Genomic DNA, 16,329 nt, shown 5'->3' with positions numbered 1-16,329 from the left:
CGGCCTCACCTGAATATCGATAGACCCTAGAATGAAATAGTTGGTTTGCCGCATATGGCCAAGCGCTCGCTGGCCCGATTGTTTCCATTTGACGCTTGGCCGGCTGATGGTCTCAATGGCGGCGTCTTGGTTTCAGGTGCTCTTTGACGCGACTGCCCACCGAATTTCCCGATTTCGGGCTGACGCCCGAGCAGCGCCGCGAGGCGGTGCGCGGCCATTACTATGAATGGCCGGGCATGGATGGCTCGAGCGGCGAGATCTGGTGCTACAGCGACCGTTTTTCCTATCGGCCGGGCGAGACCGTGGTGCTGCATGTCAGCTCGACGGCACCGCAATTCGGCATCGTCGTCATCCGCGACGGCGGCAGCGAAACCAAGGTCTTCGAGAAGACCGGCCTTTCGGCACGCTGGCAGGAGACACCCGATCAATGCTCGGTCGAAGGCTGCGGCTGGGAGGCCTCGTTCGAATTCCGCATCGGCAACGACTGGCCGTCGGGCGCCTATCGCGTCACCCTATCGGCCGAAGGGCGGGACGGCAGCCCGATCCACAGCCACCATCTCTTCCTCGTCGCGCCCCTGCCCGGCAAAAAACCCGGCCGCCTGCTGCAGGTCGCGGCGACCGGCACCTGGCTTGCCTACAACACCTGGGGCGGCTCCAACCACTATCAGGGCATAACCGGCCCGAACCGCGATCAATACGCGACGATGGTTTCCACGCAGCGCCCCTGGTGCCGCGGCTTCGTCGTGCTGCCGAAGGAGGCGCCGCGCGTGCCGCTGGAAGTCGCTGTGCCGCCGAAGACGGTGCCGCGCTATCCGCATATGGAATGGGCCTTCGCGACTGGCCATTCGAAGAAATACGCCTCTTCCGGCTGGGCGAGCTACGACAGCCATTTCTTCCGCTTCGCCGAGCGCGCCGGCTATCAAATCGATATCGCCAGCCAGCACGAGCTGCATTTCTCGCCCGAAATCCTCGACGGCTATGACTGCGTCGCCTTCGTTGGCCATGACGAATACTGGACCTGGGAGATGCGCGACGCGGTCGACAACTACGTCGAGCGAGGCGGTCGTGCCGCCCGTTTCGCCGGCAATTTCATGTGGCAGACCAGGCTGGAGGACGAAGGCCGCCGCCAGGTCTGCTACAAGTACCGAGCCCGCGCCGAGGACCCCGCCTATCGCGGCGGCGATGTCACCCGCGCCACCAATTCCTGGGAAGCACCGGAGATCGGCCGTCCGGGCAGCGCCACCTTCGGCCTTAACGCGACCAGGGGCGTCTATGCCGGCTGGGGCGGCTGCGCGCCGCGCGGCGTGCGCGGCTTCCCGGTCTACCGGCCCGAGCACTGGGCCTTTGCCGGCACCGGCATCTATTATGGCGACCTGCTCGGCGCCGACAGCCATGTCTATGGCTACGAGGTCGACGGGCTCGATTTCGAGATCCGCGGCGGCCTGCCCTATCCGACCGCCACCAGCGGCGCGCCGGACGGCTTGCAGGTGCTGGCGGTCGGCATGGCGAGCCAGGTCGAGGAAAGCGCCGACATCCCGATCGAGGACCAGTTCCTCACCGACGAGGACGGGCGCTTCACCGCCGAGACGTTGTTCGGCGAGGCCAGCGACGCCAATCTCGACAAGGTCAAGCGCGGCGACGGCATGATCGTCAATTTCCCGCGCGGCAAGGGCGAGGTCTTCCACGCCGGAAGCTGCGAATGGGTCGCCGGCCTGCTAAGGCAGGACGCGATGGTCGAACGCGTGACCAAAAATGTTCTCGACCGCTATCTTGGCCGAGACAAGAAGGGTGAATGAGCGCCATGCAGTCCGTCGAAACCGACCGCCGACAGAACCTTTTCCATTTCACGCGGCGGCCTCAGCCGATGGTGGACCGCGCCGACGGCATCTACCTGTGGGATAAGAGCGGCCGCCGCTACATCGACGGATCGAGCGGCGCGGTCAACGTCAACGTTGGTCATGGCAACCGCAATGTCATCGATGCGATGAAGTGGCAGCTGGATCGCGTCAGCTTCGCCTACATCTTCCAATTCGAGAACGAGCAGGCCATCGAACTCGCGCGGGGGTTGGCCGACCGGCTCCCGAACGGGCTCGACCGCATCTATTTCGTATCCGGCGGTTCCGAGGCGGTCGAGGCCTGCGTCAAGCTCGCGCGGCAATGGGCGGTGGCGACAGGTCAGGACAAACGCTGGAAGACCATCGGGCGTATGCCCTCCTATCATGGCATCACGCTCGGTACGCTTGCCGTGACCGGCGATGACGTCCTCACCAAGACATTCGACCCGGTTGGCCGGCCCATGCCATTGGTACCGGCTCCGTTTGTTCATCGCGATCACGACAATCTTTCGATAGAACAGCGAGGCGTCCGCTACGCGAACATGCTGGAGGAAAAAATCCTGGAGGAAGGGCCTGAAAGCGTGCTCGCCTTCATCATGGAGCCGATCGGCGGCGCCGCAACCGCGGCGCTGGTCCCGCCCGACAGCTATTTCCCGCGGATCCGTGAAATCTGCGATCGCTACGGCATCCTTCTCATCCACGACGAGGTGATGACCGGCATCGGGCGCACCGGCAAATTCCTCGGCGGAGACCACTGGGCCTGCCGGCCGGATATCGTCGCGCTATCGAAGGGTCTTTCATCTGGCTATGCGCCGCTCGGCGCACTTGCCGCGACCCAGAGGATTGTCGGGCCGGTTGTTGAGGCGGGTGGATTCCTGCATGGCCATACCTATGGCGGCAATCCTGTCGCCTGCGCGGCGGGCGTTGCCGTCCTCGGCGAGGTCGACCGCCTTGGCCTGACCGAGAATTCCGCCGCCATGGGCGAGGTGTTGAGGAGCGAGCTCGAAACCTTGTCCGGCCGCTTCCCTTTCATAGCGGACGTGCGAGGCAAGGGCCTGTTCATGGGCGCCGAGCTTTACGCCGACCCCGTAGCCAGGACGCCGCTGCCGCAAAGCCTCAACGCCAATTTGCGGCTCATCGACCTGGCGTTTGAACGCGGGCTGATCATCTACTCGCGGCGCGTGCGTGGCGGACCGGTGAGCGACAATTTCATGGTTTGCCCGCCACTGATCACGACCCGCGAGCAAATCGGCGAGATTATCGCGGTCCTTGGCGACGCGCTGGAAACGCTGGCCGCGGAACTCGATCTGCCGGTGGGAAGATAGGATCGGGTGGCGTGTTGAGACATCCTGAGATGTTTGCGTTCCTTCGCGCCCCCCTCTGTCCTACCGGACATCTCCCCCTCAAGGGGGGAGATTGGCCGTCACGACAGCCTTCGCAAATCCCAAACGTCGCAGGGTGGGCGGCAGCGCAGAAACCGCCGATCTCCCCCCTTGAGGGGGAGATGGCCGGCAGGCCAGAGGGGGGTGCCTTGGCGCCATCCTCTCCATGAGTAAACCCTCACAGGCAATCACCCTCCGCCCCGGCCGTATCGACGACATCGAAACCATCCACGCCGCCCTGCTCCGCCTCGGCACCCACATCGGCGCGCATCAGGAAATCACCTCCACCCCCGATGACCTGCGCCGCTACGGCTTCGGCGAAAACCCCGCCTTCTCGACCCTGATCGCCGAGGTCGGCGGCGAGTTCGCCGGGCTCTGCCTGCATTTCCCGATTTTCTCGACCTGGATGGGCGGGCCAGGCGTTTACGTGCAGGACCTCTATGTCGAGGACCGCTTTCGCGGCCGCCGCATCGGCGAGAAACTCCTGCGGCGCGTGGCCAGGGAATGCCGCGCGGCGGGCGGCATCTATCTCCGACTCTCCGTCGACACCGACAACGAGACCGCCAAGGCTTTTTATGAAAAGCTCGGCATCGGCTGGTCGAGCTACGAGCAGGTGCAAAAGATCGTCGGCGACGCCTTCTTCGCCTTTGCCGACGCGCCGGAGGAAGAACGATGAAAGCCTTCTATGCCGAGGAACAGAAGCGCCACGACCCGAAGGCCTTCCTTTCCAGCGGCGCTCCCCAGCCCAATCCGGAAAAGCCGGAGCGGGTCGAAAGATTGCTAGCCGGCGCAAGATCGGCCGGCCTGACGATCGAGAGACCGAAAAATCATGGCCTCGGGCCGATCGCCGCCGTGCACACGCCCGAATATCTCGACTTCCTCGAGCACATCTTCGCACGCTGGCAGCGTATCGAAGGCGCCTCGGCAGAGGTCATTCCGAACATCCACCCGATCGCCCGCGACGGCTCCTATCCGGCCTCGGCGGTCGGCCAGGCCGGCTACCACATGGCCGACACCGCCTGCCCGATCTCGGCCGAGACCTGGAACAGCGCGCTGTGGAGCGCCTGGAGCGCGGTCGAGGCTGCAGAAGCCGTGATGGCCGGCGCGCCTTCGGCCTATGCGCTCTGCCGACCGCCCGGCCACCACGCCTTCGCGGACATCGCCGGCGGTTTCTGCTTCATCAACAATTCGGCGGTCGCCGCACAGGTCCTGCGCGGACAAGCGGCACGGGTTGCCATCCTCGATGTCGACCTGCACCACGGCAACGGCACGCAAGGCATCTTCTACGCGAGGCCCGATGTGCTCACCGTCTCGCTGCACGCCGATCCGGTGCGCTTCTATCCCTTTTTCTGGGGCCATGCCGACGAGCGCGGCGAAGGCCCCGGCCTCGGCTACAATTTCAACCTGCCGCTGCCGCGCAAATCCGGCGACGCTGCGTTTCTCGAAGCGCTGGCCTCAGCCTTCCGGCGCGTCCACTCTTTCGCGCCCGAGGCGTTGGTCGTGGCGCTCGGGCTCGATGCCTTCGAAGGCGACCCGTTCGGCGGGCTTTCTGTGACGACGCCCGGCTTCGCGCGCATCGGCGAGGCGATTGCCGGGCTCGGCCTGCCGACGGTGATCGTCCAGGAGGGCGGTTATCTCTGCGATGCGCTCGGCGACAACTTGACCGCGTTCCTGACCGGCTTCGGCGGCAAGAAGGGTTAGCTCAAGAGCGCTGCTGCCTCAGCATCGCGATCACGCGGTGCACGCTTTCCAGCGTCTCGCCGATCTCTGCCGCCGTGTTGTAATGGGCGATGCCGATGCGCACGACACCTTGTTCCGGCGGAATGCCGAGTTGGTGGACGATTTCCCATGCGTAGTTATGGCCCGACCAGAGAAAATTGTTCTCGGCGTTCATCTGCCGCACGATCGTCTCCGGCGCGATGCCTTCGACCGTGAAGGAAACCGTCGGCACGCGTTCGCCGAAACGCTCCGGATTTGTGATGCCGCGGATGGTCAGGCCAGCGATATCTGACAGGCCTTCGATCAACTGCCGGGCCAGTGCGTTTTCGTAGGCGATCGACACCTCGAAGGCTTTCGCAATCCGCTGCCGCCGTGAGCCGCCCTCGCCAGCCGCAGCGCCGAGATCGGCGAAATAATCGACCGCGGCGGTGAGGCCGGCCATCAGCTCGATCTGCGGCGTGCCGAGTTCGAAACGCTCCGGCAGGCCGTTCGATGAGCAGCGGCACTTGTATGGCTTGAGCGTATCGATGACGTCGCGACGGCCCCACAGTATGCCCATATGCGGCCCGAAGAACTTATAGGCCGAGCAGACCAGGAAATCGCAGCCGAGTTCCTGCACGTCGATCAGCCCGTGCGGCGCGAACTGCACGGCATCGACATAGACCAGCGCGCCGGCCTGCCTGGCGATCGCCGTCAGTGCCTTCACGCGGTTGATCGAGCCGGTGAGGTTCGAGGCATAGTTCAGCGCCACGAGCCGCGTCCTTTCCGAAAGCAGCGCCTTCAAAGCGTTTTCCTCGACCTGCCAGCTCCGTTCGTCGAACGGCAGGAAGCGCACGACAAGACCGAGATCCTCGGCAAGCTGCAGCCAGGGCGAGACATTGCCCTCATGGTCCATGCGCGTCAGGATGATCTCGTCACCCGGCTTCATCGTCCGGCCGAGCGTTCGCGACATGTGGTAAGTCAAGGTCGTCATGTTGGCGCCGATGATGATCTCCTCGACGCTTGCCGCACCGAGGAAGTCGGCCATCGCAGCATGCGCCTCGTCGCCCACTTTTTGCGCTGCGACCGTCGTTTCGAAGAAACCGCCAAGATTGGCGTTGGTAGTGAGCAGGCAGCGCGACACGGCGTCGGCCACCGCCTGCGGCACCTGCGTGCCGGCGGGATTGTCGAGATAGACGCGGCGGCGGCCTTTGTCGGTCAGCGAAAGTGCCGGAAACTTCCCGCGCACGACCTCGATCGGAAAGTCTGCCATTGTCTCCATCCCTTTGTCTTTTCTAATGATTTCCGCTCACGGGCACGGATTGCCGACGCGCTGATGGATGGCGTCGACAGCCTTCTGCATCTCCTCCGTCCACCTGACCTCGGCGGAGGACAGCGCCGTGTCGAGCTGCGCGACGGTTGTTGCGCCGACGATGTTCGCGGTCACGAACGGTCGGCTCGACACATAGGCATTGGCGAAGAGCGCCGGCTCCATGCCGAAGGAGCGCGCCAGCTCATTGTATTCGAGCAGCACCTCTGCCGCATTCGGCGTCTCGTAGCGCTGGCCGCGATTGAAGAGCTGTGAGCGCGAGCCCTGCGGCCGCGCCCCATGATCGTATTTGCCGGTCAGATAGCCCTGCGCCAGCGGCGAATAGGCAAGCAGCGAAATCTCTTCGCGCTCGCAGACCTCGGCCAGGTTCACCTCGAAGGTGCGGTTGACCAGATTGTAGGCGTTCTGCAGCGAGGCGACGCGCGGGCCGATGCCGTTGCCGGATTCGGCTAGGAAACGCATGACGCCCCACGAGCTCTCGTTCGACAGGCCGAGATGCCGGATCTTGCCTGCCTTCACCAGCTCCTCGAAGACGGCGAGCGTCTCTGCAATCGGCGTCTCGCCCGCCGGAGCGCCGGCAGCGTCGGCCCGCCGTGCAACCGCGCCGACGCGTGTCGGATTCGAGCCCCACGGAATGTCTCGGTCCGGCCAGTGGATCTGGTAGAGGTCGATATAGTCGGTGCGGAGTTTGGCCAGCGACTTCTCGACCGCATCAAAGATGTCGGCGCGTACCAGCTTCGATGGCCGATCGCCGCGGAACCACGTGTTGGCCGTGCGGCCGACCACTTTCGAGGCGATGACGACCTTGTCACGGTTTCCCTTCGCCTTCATCCAGCTGCCGATGATCCTCTCGGTCCATCCTTGCGTCTCCGCCTTTGGCGGGATCGGGTAAAGTTCGGCCGTGTCGATGAAATTCACCCCGCGCGAGAATGCCAGGTCCATCTGCGCATGACCTTCCGCCTCGGTGTTCTGCTGGCCCCAGGTCATCGAGCCCAGGCAGATTTGCGAAACAAGGAGATCGGTCCGACCGAGGCGGCGTTTTTGCATGGAATGTCTCCGGCGGGAGGTTTTGCGCGGGCTGCGCGGGAGGGAAATTCAAGCATAAAGCAAAATGCTTGCGTTTGGCAAAATCGCACAGTCGTTTGGCAAAATCGCACAGTGCGGACATGGGCCGAAGCGCAGTCAGTTCGTCATCCTTGGGTCTGCGCTGCGTCGCTGCGCGCCTGCTTCGCCCTGGATGATGAGGTTGGGGATGCTTCAGCCAATCCCCGGCGCTTGCGCCGATTGACGGAAACGAACGGCGAAATCTTCGCCCGCCGACAAGCCTGCAACCTCTCAAATACCGGTGTCGAGGGAACTACCGCCTAGCCCCTGCCAGCGCCCGCCGCTTGGCCTCGTCGATCAGCATATTGGCCACCTGCATGCGGATCATGGCGCGCTGGCGCAGATGCGGGGCAACGCGGTCGGGATGGTTGGAGAAGGCAAAGTTGCGGCGCATGCGGCCGAAATCGGCATTCTTGGCAGGACGATCGAGGCCGAGCTCGCCGGCAATCGATTCGGGATCGACCGGCGGCAGCTTTTCTTCCGGCCCGTGCTCTTCGTCGGCAAGCGCGGGCTTAGCCTGGTCGAGAAGTGCCGCGAACTCAGCGGCAAGGTCAGCGCCTGCCTCACGATATTCAGCGGCAACGCTCTCGCCGGCAACTTTGATACGGCCGGAGTGAAGCTCGTCCGCCACCGAAAGGTAGTCGAACGGAATGGATGGCCGGGCGCCCCCGTCCTCACCCTTCTCCGAGGCGATGATCAGGTCGTCGAGCAACGAAGCGAAATCGAGCTTGTTCCCGGTGCCGATCTCAGCCTCCCTCTTGTCGTCACGGCATTCATTCTGCCGTCGACCATAGATCGCTCTCGTTAAAAATGAATGCCGGCGACGTTAACAATTGCGGCCTTTTCAGCTCCGAAACCCGTTGCCCGACTCGCCGAAATAAAAGGCCGGGCTGCATTTTCGTGCAGCCCGGCAAGATCGCCAGGAGTGGCGAGGAAAAAGCCGGCCATGCGCCAGCATCGAGGCGTACGGCAGAGCGTCAGCGAAAGTTTCAGAAAGAATCGATTGTGATGAAAAAATTCGCCAGGCATGGCTGCCATGCAATTGCTGCACTGCACAATTTTAACAAATCACTATATGCTCGGCGTGTGGAGGACAAATTAGGGGCCTGGGATATGGGGTTCTTCACCGAAATGTTCGCGCGGCCACGCCCGCAGGAACAGCAGCGTTACCGCTCGGCGCTCGCGCTTCTCAACGCGATGAGCAATGCCGACCGCGCCGATATCGGCATCAAGCCGGCCGATTTCCCGCGTATCGCCCGCGAAATGTCGATACGCTGACGATGAAAAGAGGTTTCCCGGCACCGGGAAACCTCTTGGTCTTCAGCGTCCCAGGAACGTCGCCTTGCCGAGCGGCACGCCGTTGTGCCGCAGGATGTCGTAGGCCGTGGTGATGTGGAAGTAGAAGTTCGGCATGGCGGCGTGCAACAGATATTGCAGCCCGCTCATCGACACCTCGCGCCCCGCAAGCCTGAGCTCGATCGTCCGCTCCTCCGAGCCATCCAGATCGGCCGCTGAGAAGCTCGCCAGATGATCGAGCGTCTTGGCGATTCGGGCGTGCAGCTCTTCGAAGCTTGACTCGTTGTCCTCGTATTTCGGCACTTCGCGGCCGGCAAGCCGCGACGGCGCGCCCTTGGCATGGTCGGTGGCGATCTGCACCTGCCGGGTCAAGGCAAACATGTCGGGCGCGAGCCTGGCGGACAGGAACACCTGCGGGTCGATCTTGCGATCGGCAGCGTTCTGTTCGGCCAGCGCCAGCACGCTGTCCAGCGCCTTCAGCCGGGCCGAAAAGACGGCCACGGAAATGTCGTACATGGATATGGTCACGTGAGTAATCTCCCTGGGCGGCCTCAGCGCCGCGGATGATCAGCTAGTGCCTCCCGACCCGATTCTTCAAGCAGCTCTGCCCCGGCGTCACCGCGCCGCCGCAATCGCCGTGGTAGTATTTTCGTTATCGAGCGGAGATTCCCTGATGAGACGCATCTTTCTCGCAGCGACTGCCTTGTTCTCCCTTGCCGGCATCGGCCAGTCGGCGCTCGCCGCCGAAGCGCCCTATATCGACGACAGATCCAGCGCCGAGGCGGTCGTCCGCTCGCTCTACAGCGCCATCAGCCGGCATGAATTCGCCCGCGCCTGGGGTTATTTCGGCGATACAAAGCCGGCTAAAGATTTCAACGCTTTCGTCAAGGGCTACGACAACACCGATACGGTCGAGGTCAAGACCGGCGCCGTTTCGAACGAGGGTGCCGCCGGCAGCATCTACTACAGCGTTCCCGTCGCCATCCAGGCGACCGACAAGAAGGGCGAGGCAAAAGTCTTTGCCGGCTGCTACATGCTGCGCCAGGTCAACGCGCAGATCCAGGAGCCGCCGTTCCAGCCCATCTTCATCGACAAGGGCGCGTTGAAACCGTCGAGCTCGGACTTCGAGGACGCTGTACCGGCAAACTGCGGCGACGGCCCGCCACCGCCGAAGAAGGATGGAGCGCTGGAACAGGCCAAGAAAGCCTTCCTCGCCACTTACGGCGAACAGTGTGACAAGGAGAATCCGGAGGGCAAACCGGTCGGCGAGCCCGACACCCACTCCATCCACTACAAGGACGCCGGAGCCGACGAGCCGGAGCGCGAGGCGCGCCTCTTCCGATTCTTCTGCTCGATGGCCGCCTACAATGAAAGCGCGGTCTATTACATCTATGATGACGTCAACGGTGTAAGGCAGTTGCAATTCGCCTCACCCGAGCTCGACATCCGCTACGAGAACAACAACAGCGAGGGCAAGGTCGAGGGGATCCATATCATCGGCTTCCAGACCGACGATCAACTGGTCAATTCCGACTATGACGACAAGACCAAGACGATCAGCTCGATGAACAAGTGGCGCGGCGTCGGCGACGCTTCATCGGCCGGCACCTATCTGTTCCGCAACGGCAATTTCTCGCTGGTGCAATACGACGTCGACGCGTCCTATGACGGCGAGATCAACCCCGAGACGGTCCTGGACTACAACACGCCGCCCTGATCAAGGCGCCTTGCTCAGCATCCAGTTCAGCGTGCCGCGCCAATCGACCATGCGGATCGGCGTCCCGTGCGTACCGGTCTCGAAGCGGACAAAGCGGGTCGGGTAGGCCTTCGATCTGGCGATGATCAAGCGGAAGAACGCTTCCTGCTTCTCCACAGGAAATACCGGGTCCTTGCTGCCCTGACCGAAGAAGACCGGCACATGGCGTCTGAAGGCGGGACTCGACAAAAAACTTTCATCCCACAGTGAACCGAGCAGCAGCAGCCCGTCGATACGCCGGCCGGTATCGTTTTGGGCAGCAAGCTTCCAGCAGAGTATGCCGCCCATCGAGCCGCAGGCGACGAAGATTTTGGCGCCGGGCGATTTCTCGGCATAGTGGTCGATCAGCGCCGCCACTTGCGCGGCGCCCCGGTCGCCAAAATCGGGAAAATCCGGCGAGAGGTAGAGGCCGCCATTTTCGGCCATCAGATTCTTGATGCGGTTGAAATTGCCGCCGAAGGTGAAGTCGTCGACGCCCTGCTTGCGGCTGCCGCCCTGCCCATGCAGGTAAAGCACGATGATGGCCGCGCCTTCCGTCTTGCCGACCGCGATATGCCTGACGTCGCCGGCATCGGTTTTCAGCATCAGATCCTGCTGCACCTTGCGCACACCGGGATCGGTGTATTGCGCATGCACGCGCTTTTCCGGCACCTCGTCGCGTTGGTTGATGTCGCGCATCTCGCGATAGTCGAGCACCGTGTAGGTGCCGTTGTCGCCGGTCGACAGCGTCGCCGGATAGGCGAAGAGGTCGTCCTTGAAGGGTTTTAGCTCAAGCGCGTCCGCTGAGCTGACGGACAAGAAAAGCAGCGAAATCAGACAGGCATAGAGTGTCGATACCCCCCTTGAGGGGGAGATGGCCGGCAGGCCGGAGAGGGGTAAGCGGCGACGAAACAGGAAAGACATGCCCAGAGCCATGCGAAATTCGGCTTCGGTTTGTCAATCCTGCAGCACGCCGCCCGCCCCTTCCAGCGCCTCGCGGGTGTCGACATCGATCGACGCGCCCTGGCCGATCTCGACATCGATGACGTCGAGCCCCTCGGCCTCGACCAGATGACGCGCGCCGGTGTCACCCTCGAGATGCGCGACGGCGGAAAACAGCGAACGCGGCAACAGCACGGGGTTGCCGCGCTTGCCGAGATGCGCGGCGCGCACCACGGCGCGACCACCGGAGCGGCGGAAGGCGTCTATCAGGCTGTCGAGATCCCGCGACGAGACGCCCGGCATGTCGCCGAGCACGATCATGGCGCCGGCGGCATCGGGCGCAACCCGCGCGATACCCGCCTTCAGCGACGAGGCCAGACCGTCGACGAAGTCCGGATTGTCGGCGAGCCTCACATCGAGGCCGGAAAGCGCCAAACGCACGCGCTCGCGCTGATGTCCGGTGACGACGATGGTAGCGGCGGCCTTCGAGCCCAGCGCCCGCTCGGCCGTGCGGCGTACCAGCGGCTTGCCGTCGAACAGTGCCAGCAGCTTATTCGGCCCGCCCATGCGGCTGGAGCGGCCGGCAGCAAGAAGCACGATGTCGACCCTCGGCTCCGATCGTGCCGACTGTGACGCTGGCAGCGGCTCGCGCGGCTGCGGCCTGGTCGGGATTTCCATCAAGAGACCCCCGACGCCCATGCCGGCAATGTCGCGCGCGGTCACTTCGAGCCCGGCGATCAGCCGGTCCAGCACCCAGTCGAAACCGTTTTCCTTGGGGCTGCGGGCGCAACCGGGCGCGCCGATGACGCGCTTGCCAGCCAAGGTTCCGAGCACCAGCAGATTGCCGGGATCGACCGGCATGCCCGCGCGGATCACGGTACCACCTGCGCGTTCGATCGCGGCCGGGATGACATCGGCGAAATCGGCCAGCGCCGAGGCGCCGAAGATCACCACCATATCGTTGTCGCGGGCCAGCGCGCTTGCTGCTTCCGCGACGGGCGCGATCTCATGCGGCGTGCGCCGCTCCGCCGTCAGCCGGCCGCCCGAGCGCGCCAGCCGCGCCTCGGTGACGCGCAGCGTCTTATCGAGCACGCTTGGCTTGACGCTGGGGAGCACCGTCTGGATGACGCCGACATTGACCGGATTGTAGGCGTTGACGGCAAATATCTCGCCGCCGGCACAGATCTTAACCACCGCATCGACCAGGCTTGCGGCGACGGCAAAGGGGATGATCTTCACCGTCGCCACCATCTGGCCCTTCTCGACCGGCGCGTGCTGCGCCAGCGTCGCGATGGTGATGGACGGATCGATGGCATTGATGGCGTCGATCATTTCCACGCTGACAGTGAAGATGCCTGCGGTTTCGGCATGCAGGTTGACGCGTCCTGTTGCGGCGGGCTTCGTCTCGACGTTGCGATGAGCCATGCTCAACGCGATCTTTTCGGCCGCGGCATCCTCGCCAAGATCATCGGGAGCCAGAACGGCCACGACGACTTCGCCGATACCGGCCGCCTTCAGCGCGGCTATATCCTCGCCGCTCAGCCGATGCGCCTTGCGCAACCGCCGCTCGCCGGCGGTGGTCGCATGTGCCAGCACCGCGCCTTCGGCCTCATCGATCGGAACCGGACCGAACTTCACGCCACGGCGCCTTTCGCTTCGAGACCGCGCGAGCGGAAGGCGTGGATGACCTGCGCAAGGACGGCGACGGCGATCTCGGCCGGGCTCGCGGCGCCGATGTCGAGACCGATCGGCGCGTGGATGCGGGCGATCTGGTCGGCGCTGGCGCCGAGCGCCAGCAGTCGCTCGACCCGCTTGGCATGGGTCTTCCTGCTGCCCAGCGCACCGATATAGAAGCACTTGGCATCGAGCGCTGCCTTCAGCGCGAAATCGTCGATCTTCGGATCGTGGGTGACCGCGGCAAGCGCGGTGTAGCTATCGAGCGGCTCGCGCTTCAGCACATCCTCCGGCCATTCGGCATGCAGCGCCACATCGGGAAAGCGCTCCGGCGTGGCGAAGGCAGTGCGCGGGTCGACGATCTCGACCGGATAGCCGGCGATCCTGGCCATCGGCGCCAATGCCTGGCTGATATGCACGGCGCCGATCACCACCAGGCGCGGGCGCGGCAAATGCGCGTTGAGGAAGAAGGTCCGCCCTTCCGCCTCGACAGATTCCGAATTGCCGGTGCGGAATGCCCTGGCGATCGCCGCCCCGAGATCGCCCGCAACATGGTCGCCCTCGCGCACGATACGGTCGCGGCCGTCACCGAGATCGGTGACCAGCATTGCTGCGCGGCGAGCGCGGCGTTCCTCGTTGAGTGTCTTGAGAACGTACGGGTCCATAAGAAAGTCTCTTGTTGCAGCATGATCTTGTCCGCAAACCGGTTCCCACTTTGCGGGATCATGCTCTAGCCCAGCCGCTCGACATAGACCTTGATGCGGCCGCCGCAGGACAAGCCCACCTGCCATGCCGTTTCGTCGGCAACGCCGAATTCCAGCATCCTGGCCTTGCCGCTGTCTATGACATCGACCGCCTCGGTCACCACCGCGCCTTCGACGCAGCCGCCGGAAACAGAGCCGTGGAAATTCCCCTCGGCGTCGATGACCAGATGGCTGCCGACCGGGCGTGGCGCCGAACCCCAGGTCTCGACCACGGTCGCGATGGCGACATCCTTGCCGTCCTTCATCCAGCCTTCCGCGATGATCAGGGGATCGCGGGCCTCATCGAGATAAATGCTCTCGTCCATTGTCGCTTCTCACAAAGTCTGTTTTTCGGGGGGAAACTTTAGTTTTCCCCCACGAACATATGGCTACGCGGCGCGCCTCTCGCCAGTTTGCAGCCAGCGGCGCGGGTCGACCGAAGCCGCCGGCCGCTGGTCAAGCGAAGCGCAAAGATCGGCCAGAGCATCGAGATTATGCACCGCGCGGAACTCGTCGACATGCGGCAGCATCGCCTTGACGCCGCGGGCGCGCGCCTCGAACCCGTCGAAGCGCAACAGCGGGTTGAGCCAGATCAGCCTCCGGCAGGATTTGTGCAGCCGCTCCATCTCCTCCGACAGGCCGCTGACGTCGTCGCGCTCCAGCCCATCGGTGATCAGCAGTACCACGGCGCCCTGCCCCAGCACGCGGCGCGACCACAGGCGATTGAATTCGGCGACCGCATCGCCGATGCGGGTGCCGCCCGACCAGTCCTTCACAGCTGCCGAGCATTCGGCCAGCGCCTCGTCGGGATCGCGATGGCGCATCTGGCGAGTGAGGTTCGTCAGCCGCGTGCCGAAGACGAAAGCGTGCACGCGTCGGCGCTTTTCCGTCAACGCATGCAGGAAATGCAGGAAGATGCGCGTGTACTGGCTCATCGAGCCGGAAATGTCGGCAAGCACGACCAGCGGCGGATGCACTTCGCGGGCAGAGCGGAATTTCGGCAGGATCAGCGTGCCGCCGGTGCGCGCGGCCGAGCGCATCATGGCGCGCGGATCGATGCGACGCCCCTGTGCATCAGCCTTGAAGCGGCGCGTGCGCACCAGATCGAAGGGTAGCCGCAAGGCCGCGATCGCCTTTTTGGCCTCGGCCAGTTCGGCCGCATCCATCTGCGCAAAATCCTTGGCCCTCAGCACCTCGTTGCCAGAGAAGGTGAAACGCGCATCGACCTCGATCTCCGGCACTTCCCGCACCGGTTGGTTCTTGTGGTGGCCTTCGAACATCGCCTGGCTGACGCGGTTTTCGGCAGCGCGGGGCTTTTGCTTTTCACGATCGTCGGGCGCGACCGGCGAAAACATCGCCAGCAGCTTCTCGATCAATTCGTGCGACTTCCAGAACAGGCGGAAGGCTTCGTCGAAAACCGGATGATCCTCGTGCCGCGAGACCAGCACCGCATGCAGCGTCCAATAGAAATCGTCGCGCGAGCCGATGCCGGCGGCAAGCACAGCCTCGATGGCGTCCTTGACCGAGGCCGGCCCGACGCTCATGCCTGCCTTGCGCAGCGCCCGCGCAAAATAGACGATGTTGTCGGCGATATGCCCGTCCGCGAGCGCCTCTCTGGGTTCCGGGCGTGGCGATGGCATCGCGCCTACTCCGCGGCGGAAAGCTCGGCCTTGACCTCATTGAGGATACGCCGGCCTTCGCCCTGTTCGATGCGGGCAATGTCGTCCTGGTATTTCAGCAGCACGCCGATCGTATCGGATACGGTTTCCGGATCGAGCGCCACCTTGTCGAGTTCGGTCAGCGCGCCGGCCCAGTCGATGGTTTCGGCGACGCCCGGCGCCTTGAACAGCTCGACCTGGCGCAGCTTCTGGATGAAGGATACCACCTCGGCCGACAGCCTCCTATTCGCCTGTGGCACCTTGCGCCGCACGATCTCCAGCTCGCGCTCGGCGTTCGGATAGTCGACCCAGTGATAGAGGCAGCGCCTCTTCAACGCGTCGTGGATCTCGCGCGTGCGGTTGGTGGTGATGATGACGATCGGCGGCTCTTCCGCTTTGATCGTGCCGAGTTCCGGGACGGTGACCTGGAAGTCCGACAATATCTCGAGCAGGAACGCCTCGAAGGCCTCGTCGGTACGGTCGAGCTCGTCGATCAGGAACACCGGCGCCGCCCCTGCCTTGCCGGTCAGCGCATCGAGCACCGGGCGGCGGATCAGGTATTTTTCGGAAAAGACGTTGCGCTCCATGTCGGAGCGCACGACCTTGCCGGCCGCCTCCTCCATTCGGATCTCGATCATCTGGGCGGCATAGTTCCACTCGTAGACGGCGGAGGAGACGTCGAGCCCTTCATAGCATTGAAGGCGGATCAGCCGGCGGCCGAGCGCATCGGCCAGCACCTTGGCGATCTCGGTCTTGCCAACGCCCGCCTCGCCTTCGAGGAACAGCGGCCGCTTCATGCGCAGCGACAGGAACAGCACCGTCGCCAGCGAGCGATCCGCGACATAATCCGCGCCGGTCAGGAGATCGAGCGTCTCGTCGATCGACTTCGGCGCGGGCCGCGGCACGGTCATTTTGTCTCCGTGGATCCCGCG

17 protein-coding genes are annotated in these 16,329 nt (G+C 64.0%); 6 read left to right on the top strand and 11 right to left on the bottom strand.

The window, feature by feature from the left end:
- Positions 1–143: 143 nt before the first annotated feature.
- The 4 genes from ABID26_RS25630 to ABID26_RS25615 all read left to right on the top strand — a co-directional run bounded on the left by ABID26_RS25630 (position 144) and on the right by ABID26_RS25615 (position 4,918).
- Entirely contained in the window at positions 144–1,796 is a 1,653-nt protein-coding gene (locus ABID26_RS25630) for a N,N-dimethylformamidase beta subunit family domain-containing protein (protein WP_354416955.1), read from the top strand.
- Positions 1,793–3,160: an aminotransferase family protein gene (locus ABID26_RS25625; protein WP_354416954.1), complete on the top strand. Its 1,368-nt coding sequence runs from the start codon at positions 1,793–1,795 to the stop codon at positions 3,158–3,160. The genes ABID26_RS25630 and ABID26_RS25625 overlap by 4 nt, the downstream gene beginning before the upstream one ends.
- Before the next feature lie 223 nt (positions 3,161–3,383).
- Positions 3,384–3,893, top strand: coding sequence for a GNAT family N-acetyltransferase (locus ABID26_RS25620; protein ID WP_354416952.1), 510 nt, complete (start codon positions 3,384–3,386; stop codon positions 3,891–3,893).
- A complete protein-coding gene (locus ABID26_RS25615; protein ID WP_354416950.1) occupies positions 3,890–4,918 on the top strand; it encodes a histone deacetylase family protein in 1,029 nt (342 codons plus the stop codon). The genes ABID26_RS25620 and ABID26_RS25615 overlap by 4 nt, the downstream gene beginning before the upstream one ends.
- Position 4,919: 1 nt before the next feature.
- Here ABID26_RS25615 and ABID26_RS25610 read toward each other — a convergent pair whose 3' ends face one another.
- From ABID26_RS25610 to ABID26_RS25595, 4 genes are all read right to left on the bottom strand, one after another.
- Positions 4,920–6,188 carry a cysteine desulfurase-like protein gene (locus ABID26_RS25610; protein ID WP_354416948.1) on the bottom strand — a complete coding sequence of 423 codons (1,269 nt, stop codon included), beginning with the start codon at positions 6,186–6,188 and terminating at the stop codon, positions 4,920–4,922.
- Between the two features lie 36 nt (positions 6,189–6,224).
- Positions 6,225–7,292, bottom strand: a complete 1,068-nt coding sequence (locus ABID26_RS25605) for an aldo/keto reductase (protein WP_292301785.1) — start codon at positions 7,290–7,292, stop codon at positions 6,225–6,227.
- A gap of 310 nt (positions 7,293–7,602) precedes the next feature.
- Positions 7,603–8,061, bottom strand: coding sequence for a hypothetical protein (locus ABID26_RS25600; protein ID WP_292301787.1), 459 nt, complete (start codon positions 8,059–8,061; stop codon positions 7,603–7,605).
- A gap of 92 nt (positions 8,062–8,153) precedes the next feature.
- Positions 8,154–8,297 carry a hypothetical protein gene (locus ABID26_RS25595; protein ID WP_189521228.1) on the bottom strand — a complete coding sequence of 48 codons (144 nt, stop codon included), beginning with the start codon at positions 8,295–8,297 and terminating at the stop codon, positions 8,154–8,156.
- Positions 8,298–8,462: 165 nt separating this feature from the next.
- Between ABID26_RS25595 and ABID26_RS25590 the strand changes: the two genes are divergently transcribed.
- A complete protein-coding gene (locus ABID26_RS25590) occupies positions 8,463–8,627 on the top strand; it encodes a DUF1127 domain-containing protein (protein WP_082954041.1) in 165 nt (54 codons plus the stop codon).
- Between the two features lie 42 nt (positions 8,628–8,669).
- Here ABID26_RS25590 and ABID26_RS25585 read toward each other — a convergent pair whose 3' ends face one another.
- Positions 8,670–9,173: a DUF1993 domain-containing protein gene (locus ABID26_RS25585; protein WP_292301791.1), complete on the bottom strand. Its 504-nt coding sequence runs from the start codon at positions 9,171–9,173 to the stop codon at positions 8,670–8,672.
- A 145-nt stretch (positions 9,174–9,318) separates the two neighbouring features.
- On the opposite strand from ABID26_RS25585, the gene ABID26_RS25580 reads away from it, so the two are divergent.
- Complete coding sequence (locus ABID26_RS25580) at positions 9,319–10,362, top strand: DUF1176 domain-containing protein (RefSeq protein WP_292301793.1); 1,044 nt, start codon at positions 9,319–9,321, stop codon at positions 10,360–10,362.
- Here ABID26_RS25580 and ABID26_RS25575 read toward each other — a convergent pair whose 3' ends face one another.
- From ABID26_RS25575 to ABID26_RS25550, 6 genes are all read right to left on the bottom strand, one after another.
- Positions 10,363–11,214 (bottom strand): alpha/beta hydrolase, encoded by an 852-nt coding sequence (locus ABID26_RS25575; RefSeq protein WP_292301811.1) that lies wholly within the window; start codon positions 11,212–11,214, stop codon positions 10,363–10,365.
- A gap of 123 nt (positions 11,215–11,337) precedes the next feature.
- The gene (locus ABID26_RS25570) at positions 11,338–12,960 is read right to left on the bottom strand and encodes an NTP transferase domain-containing protein (protein WP_126100567.1); all 1,623 of its coding nucleotides are present in this window, start codon (positions 12,958–12,960) and stop codon (positions 11,338–11,340) included.
- Complete coding sequence (locus ABID26_RS25565; protein ID WP_292301799.1) at positions 12,957–13,661, bottom strand: XdhC family protein; 705 nt, start codon at positions 13,659–13,661, stop codon at positions 12,957–12,959. The genes ABID26_RS25570 and ABID26_RS25565 overlap by 4 nt, the downstream gene beginning before the upstream one ends.
- A gap of 65 nt (positions 13,662–13,726) precedes the next feature.
- A complete protein-coding gene (locus tag ABID26_RS25560; RefSeq protein WP_126100569.1) occupies positions 13,727–14,065 on the bottom strand; it encodes an XdhC family protein in 339 nt (112 codons plus the stop codon).
- 63 nt (positions 14,066–14,128) lie between these two features.
- Complete coding sequence (locus ABID26_RS25555) at positions 14,129–15,379, bottom strand: vWA domain-containing protein (protein ID WP_126100570.1); 1,251 nt, start codon at positions 15,377–15,379, stop codon at positions 14,129–14,131.
- A gap of 5 nt (positions 15,380–15,384) precedes the next feature.
- The gene (locus ABID26_RS25550; protein WP_126100571.1) at positions 15,385–16,308 is read right to left on the bottom strand and encodes an AAA family ATPase; all 924 of its coding nucleotides are present in this window, start codon (positions 16,306–16,308) and stop codon (positions 15,385–15,387) included.
- Between the last annotated feature and the right edge of the window lie 21 nt (positions 16,309–16,329).

The organism is Mesorhizobium shonense, assembly GCF_040545255.1.
GTDB classification, from domain to species: Bacteria; Pseudomonadota; Alphaproteobacteria; order Rhizobiales; family Rhizobiaceae; genus Mesorhizobium; species Mesorhizobium shonense.
Note: the sequence above shows the minus strand (reverse complement) of the source record. Positions and strands in the feature narration are given on the sequence as shown.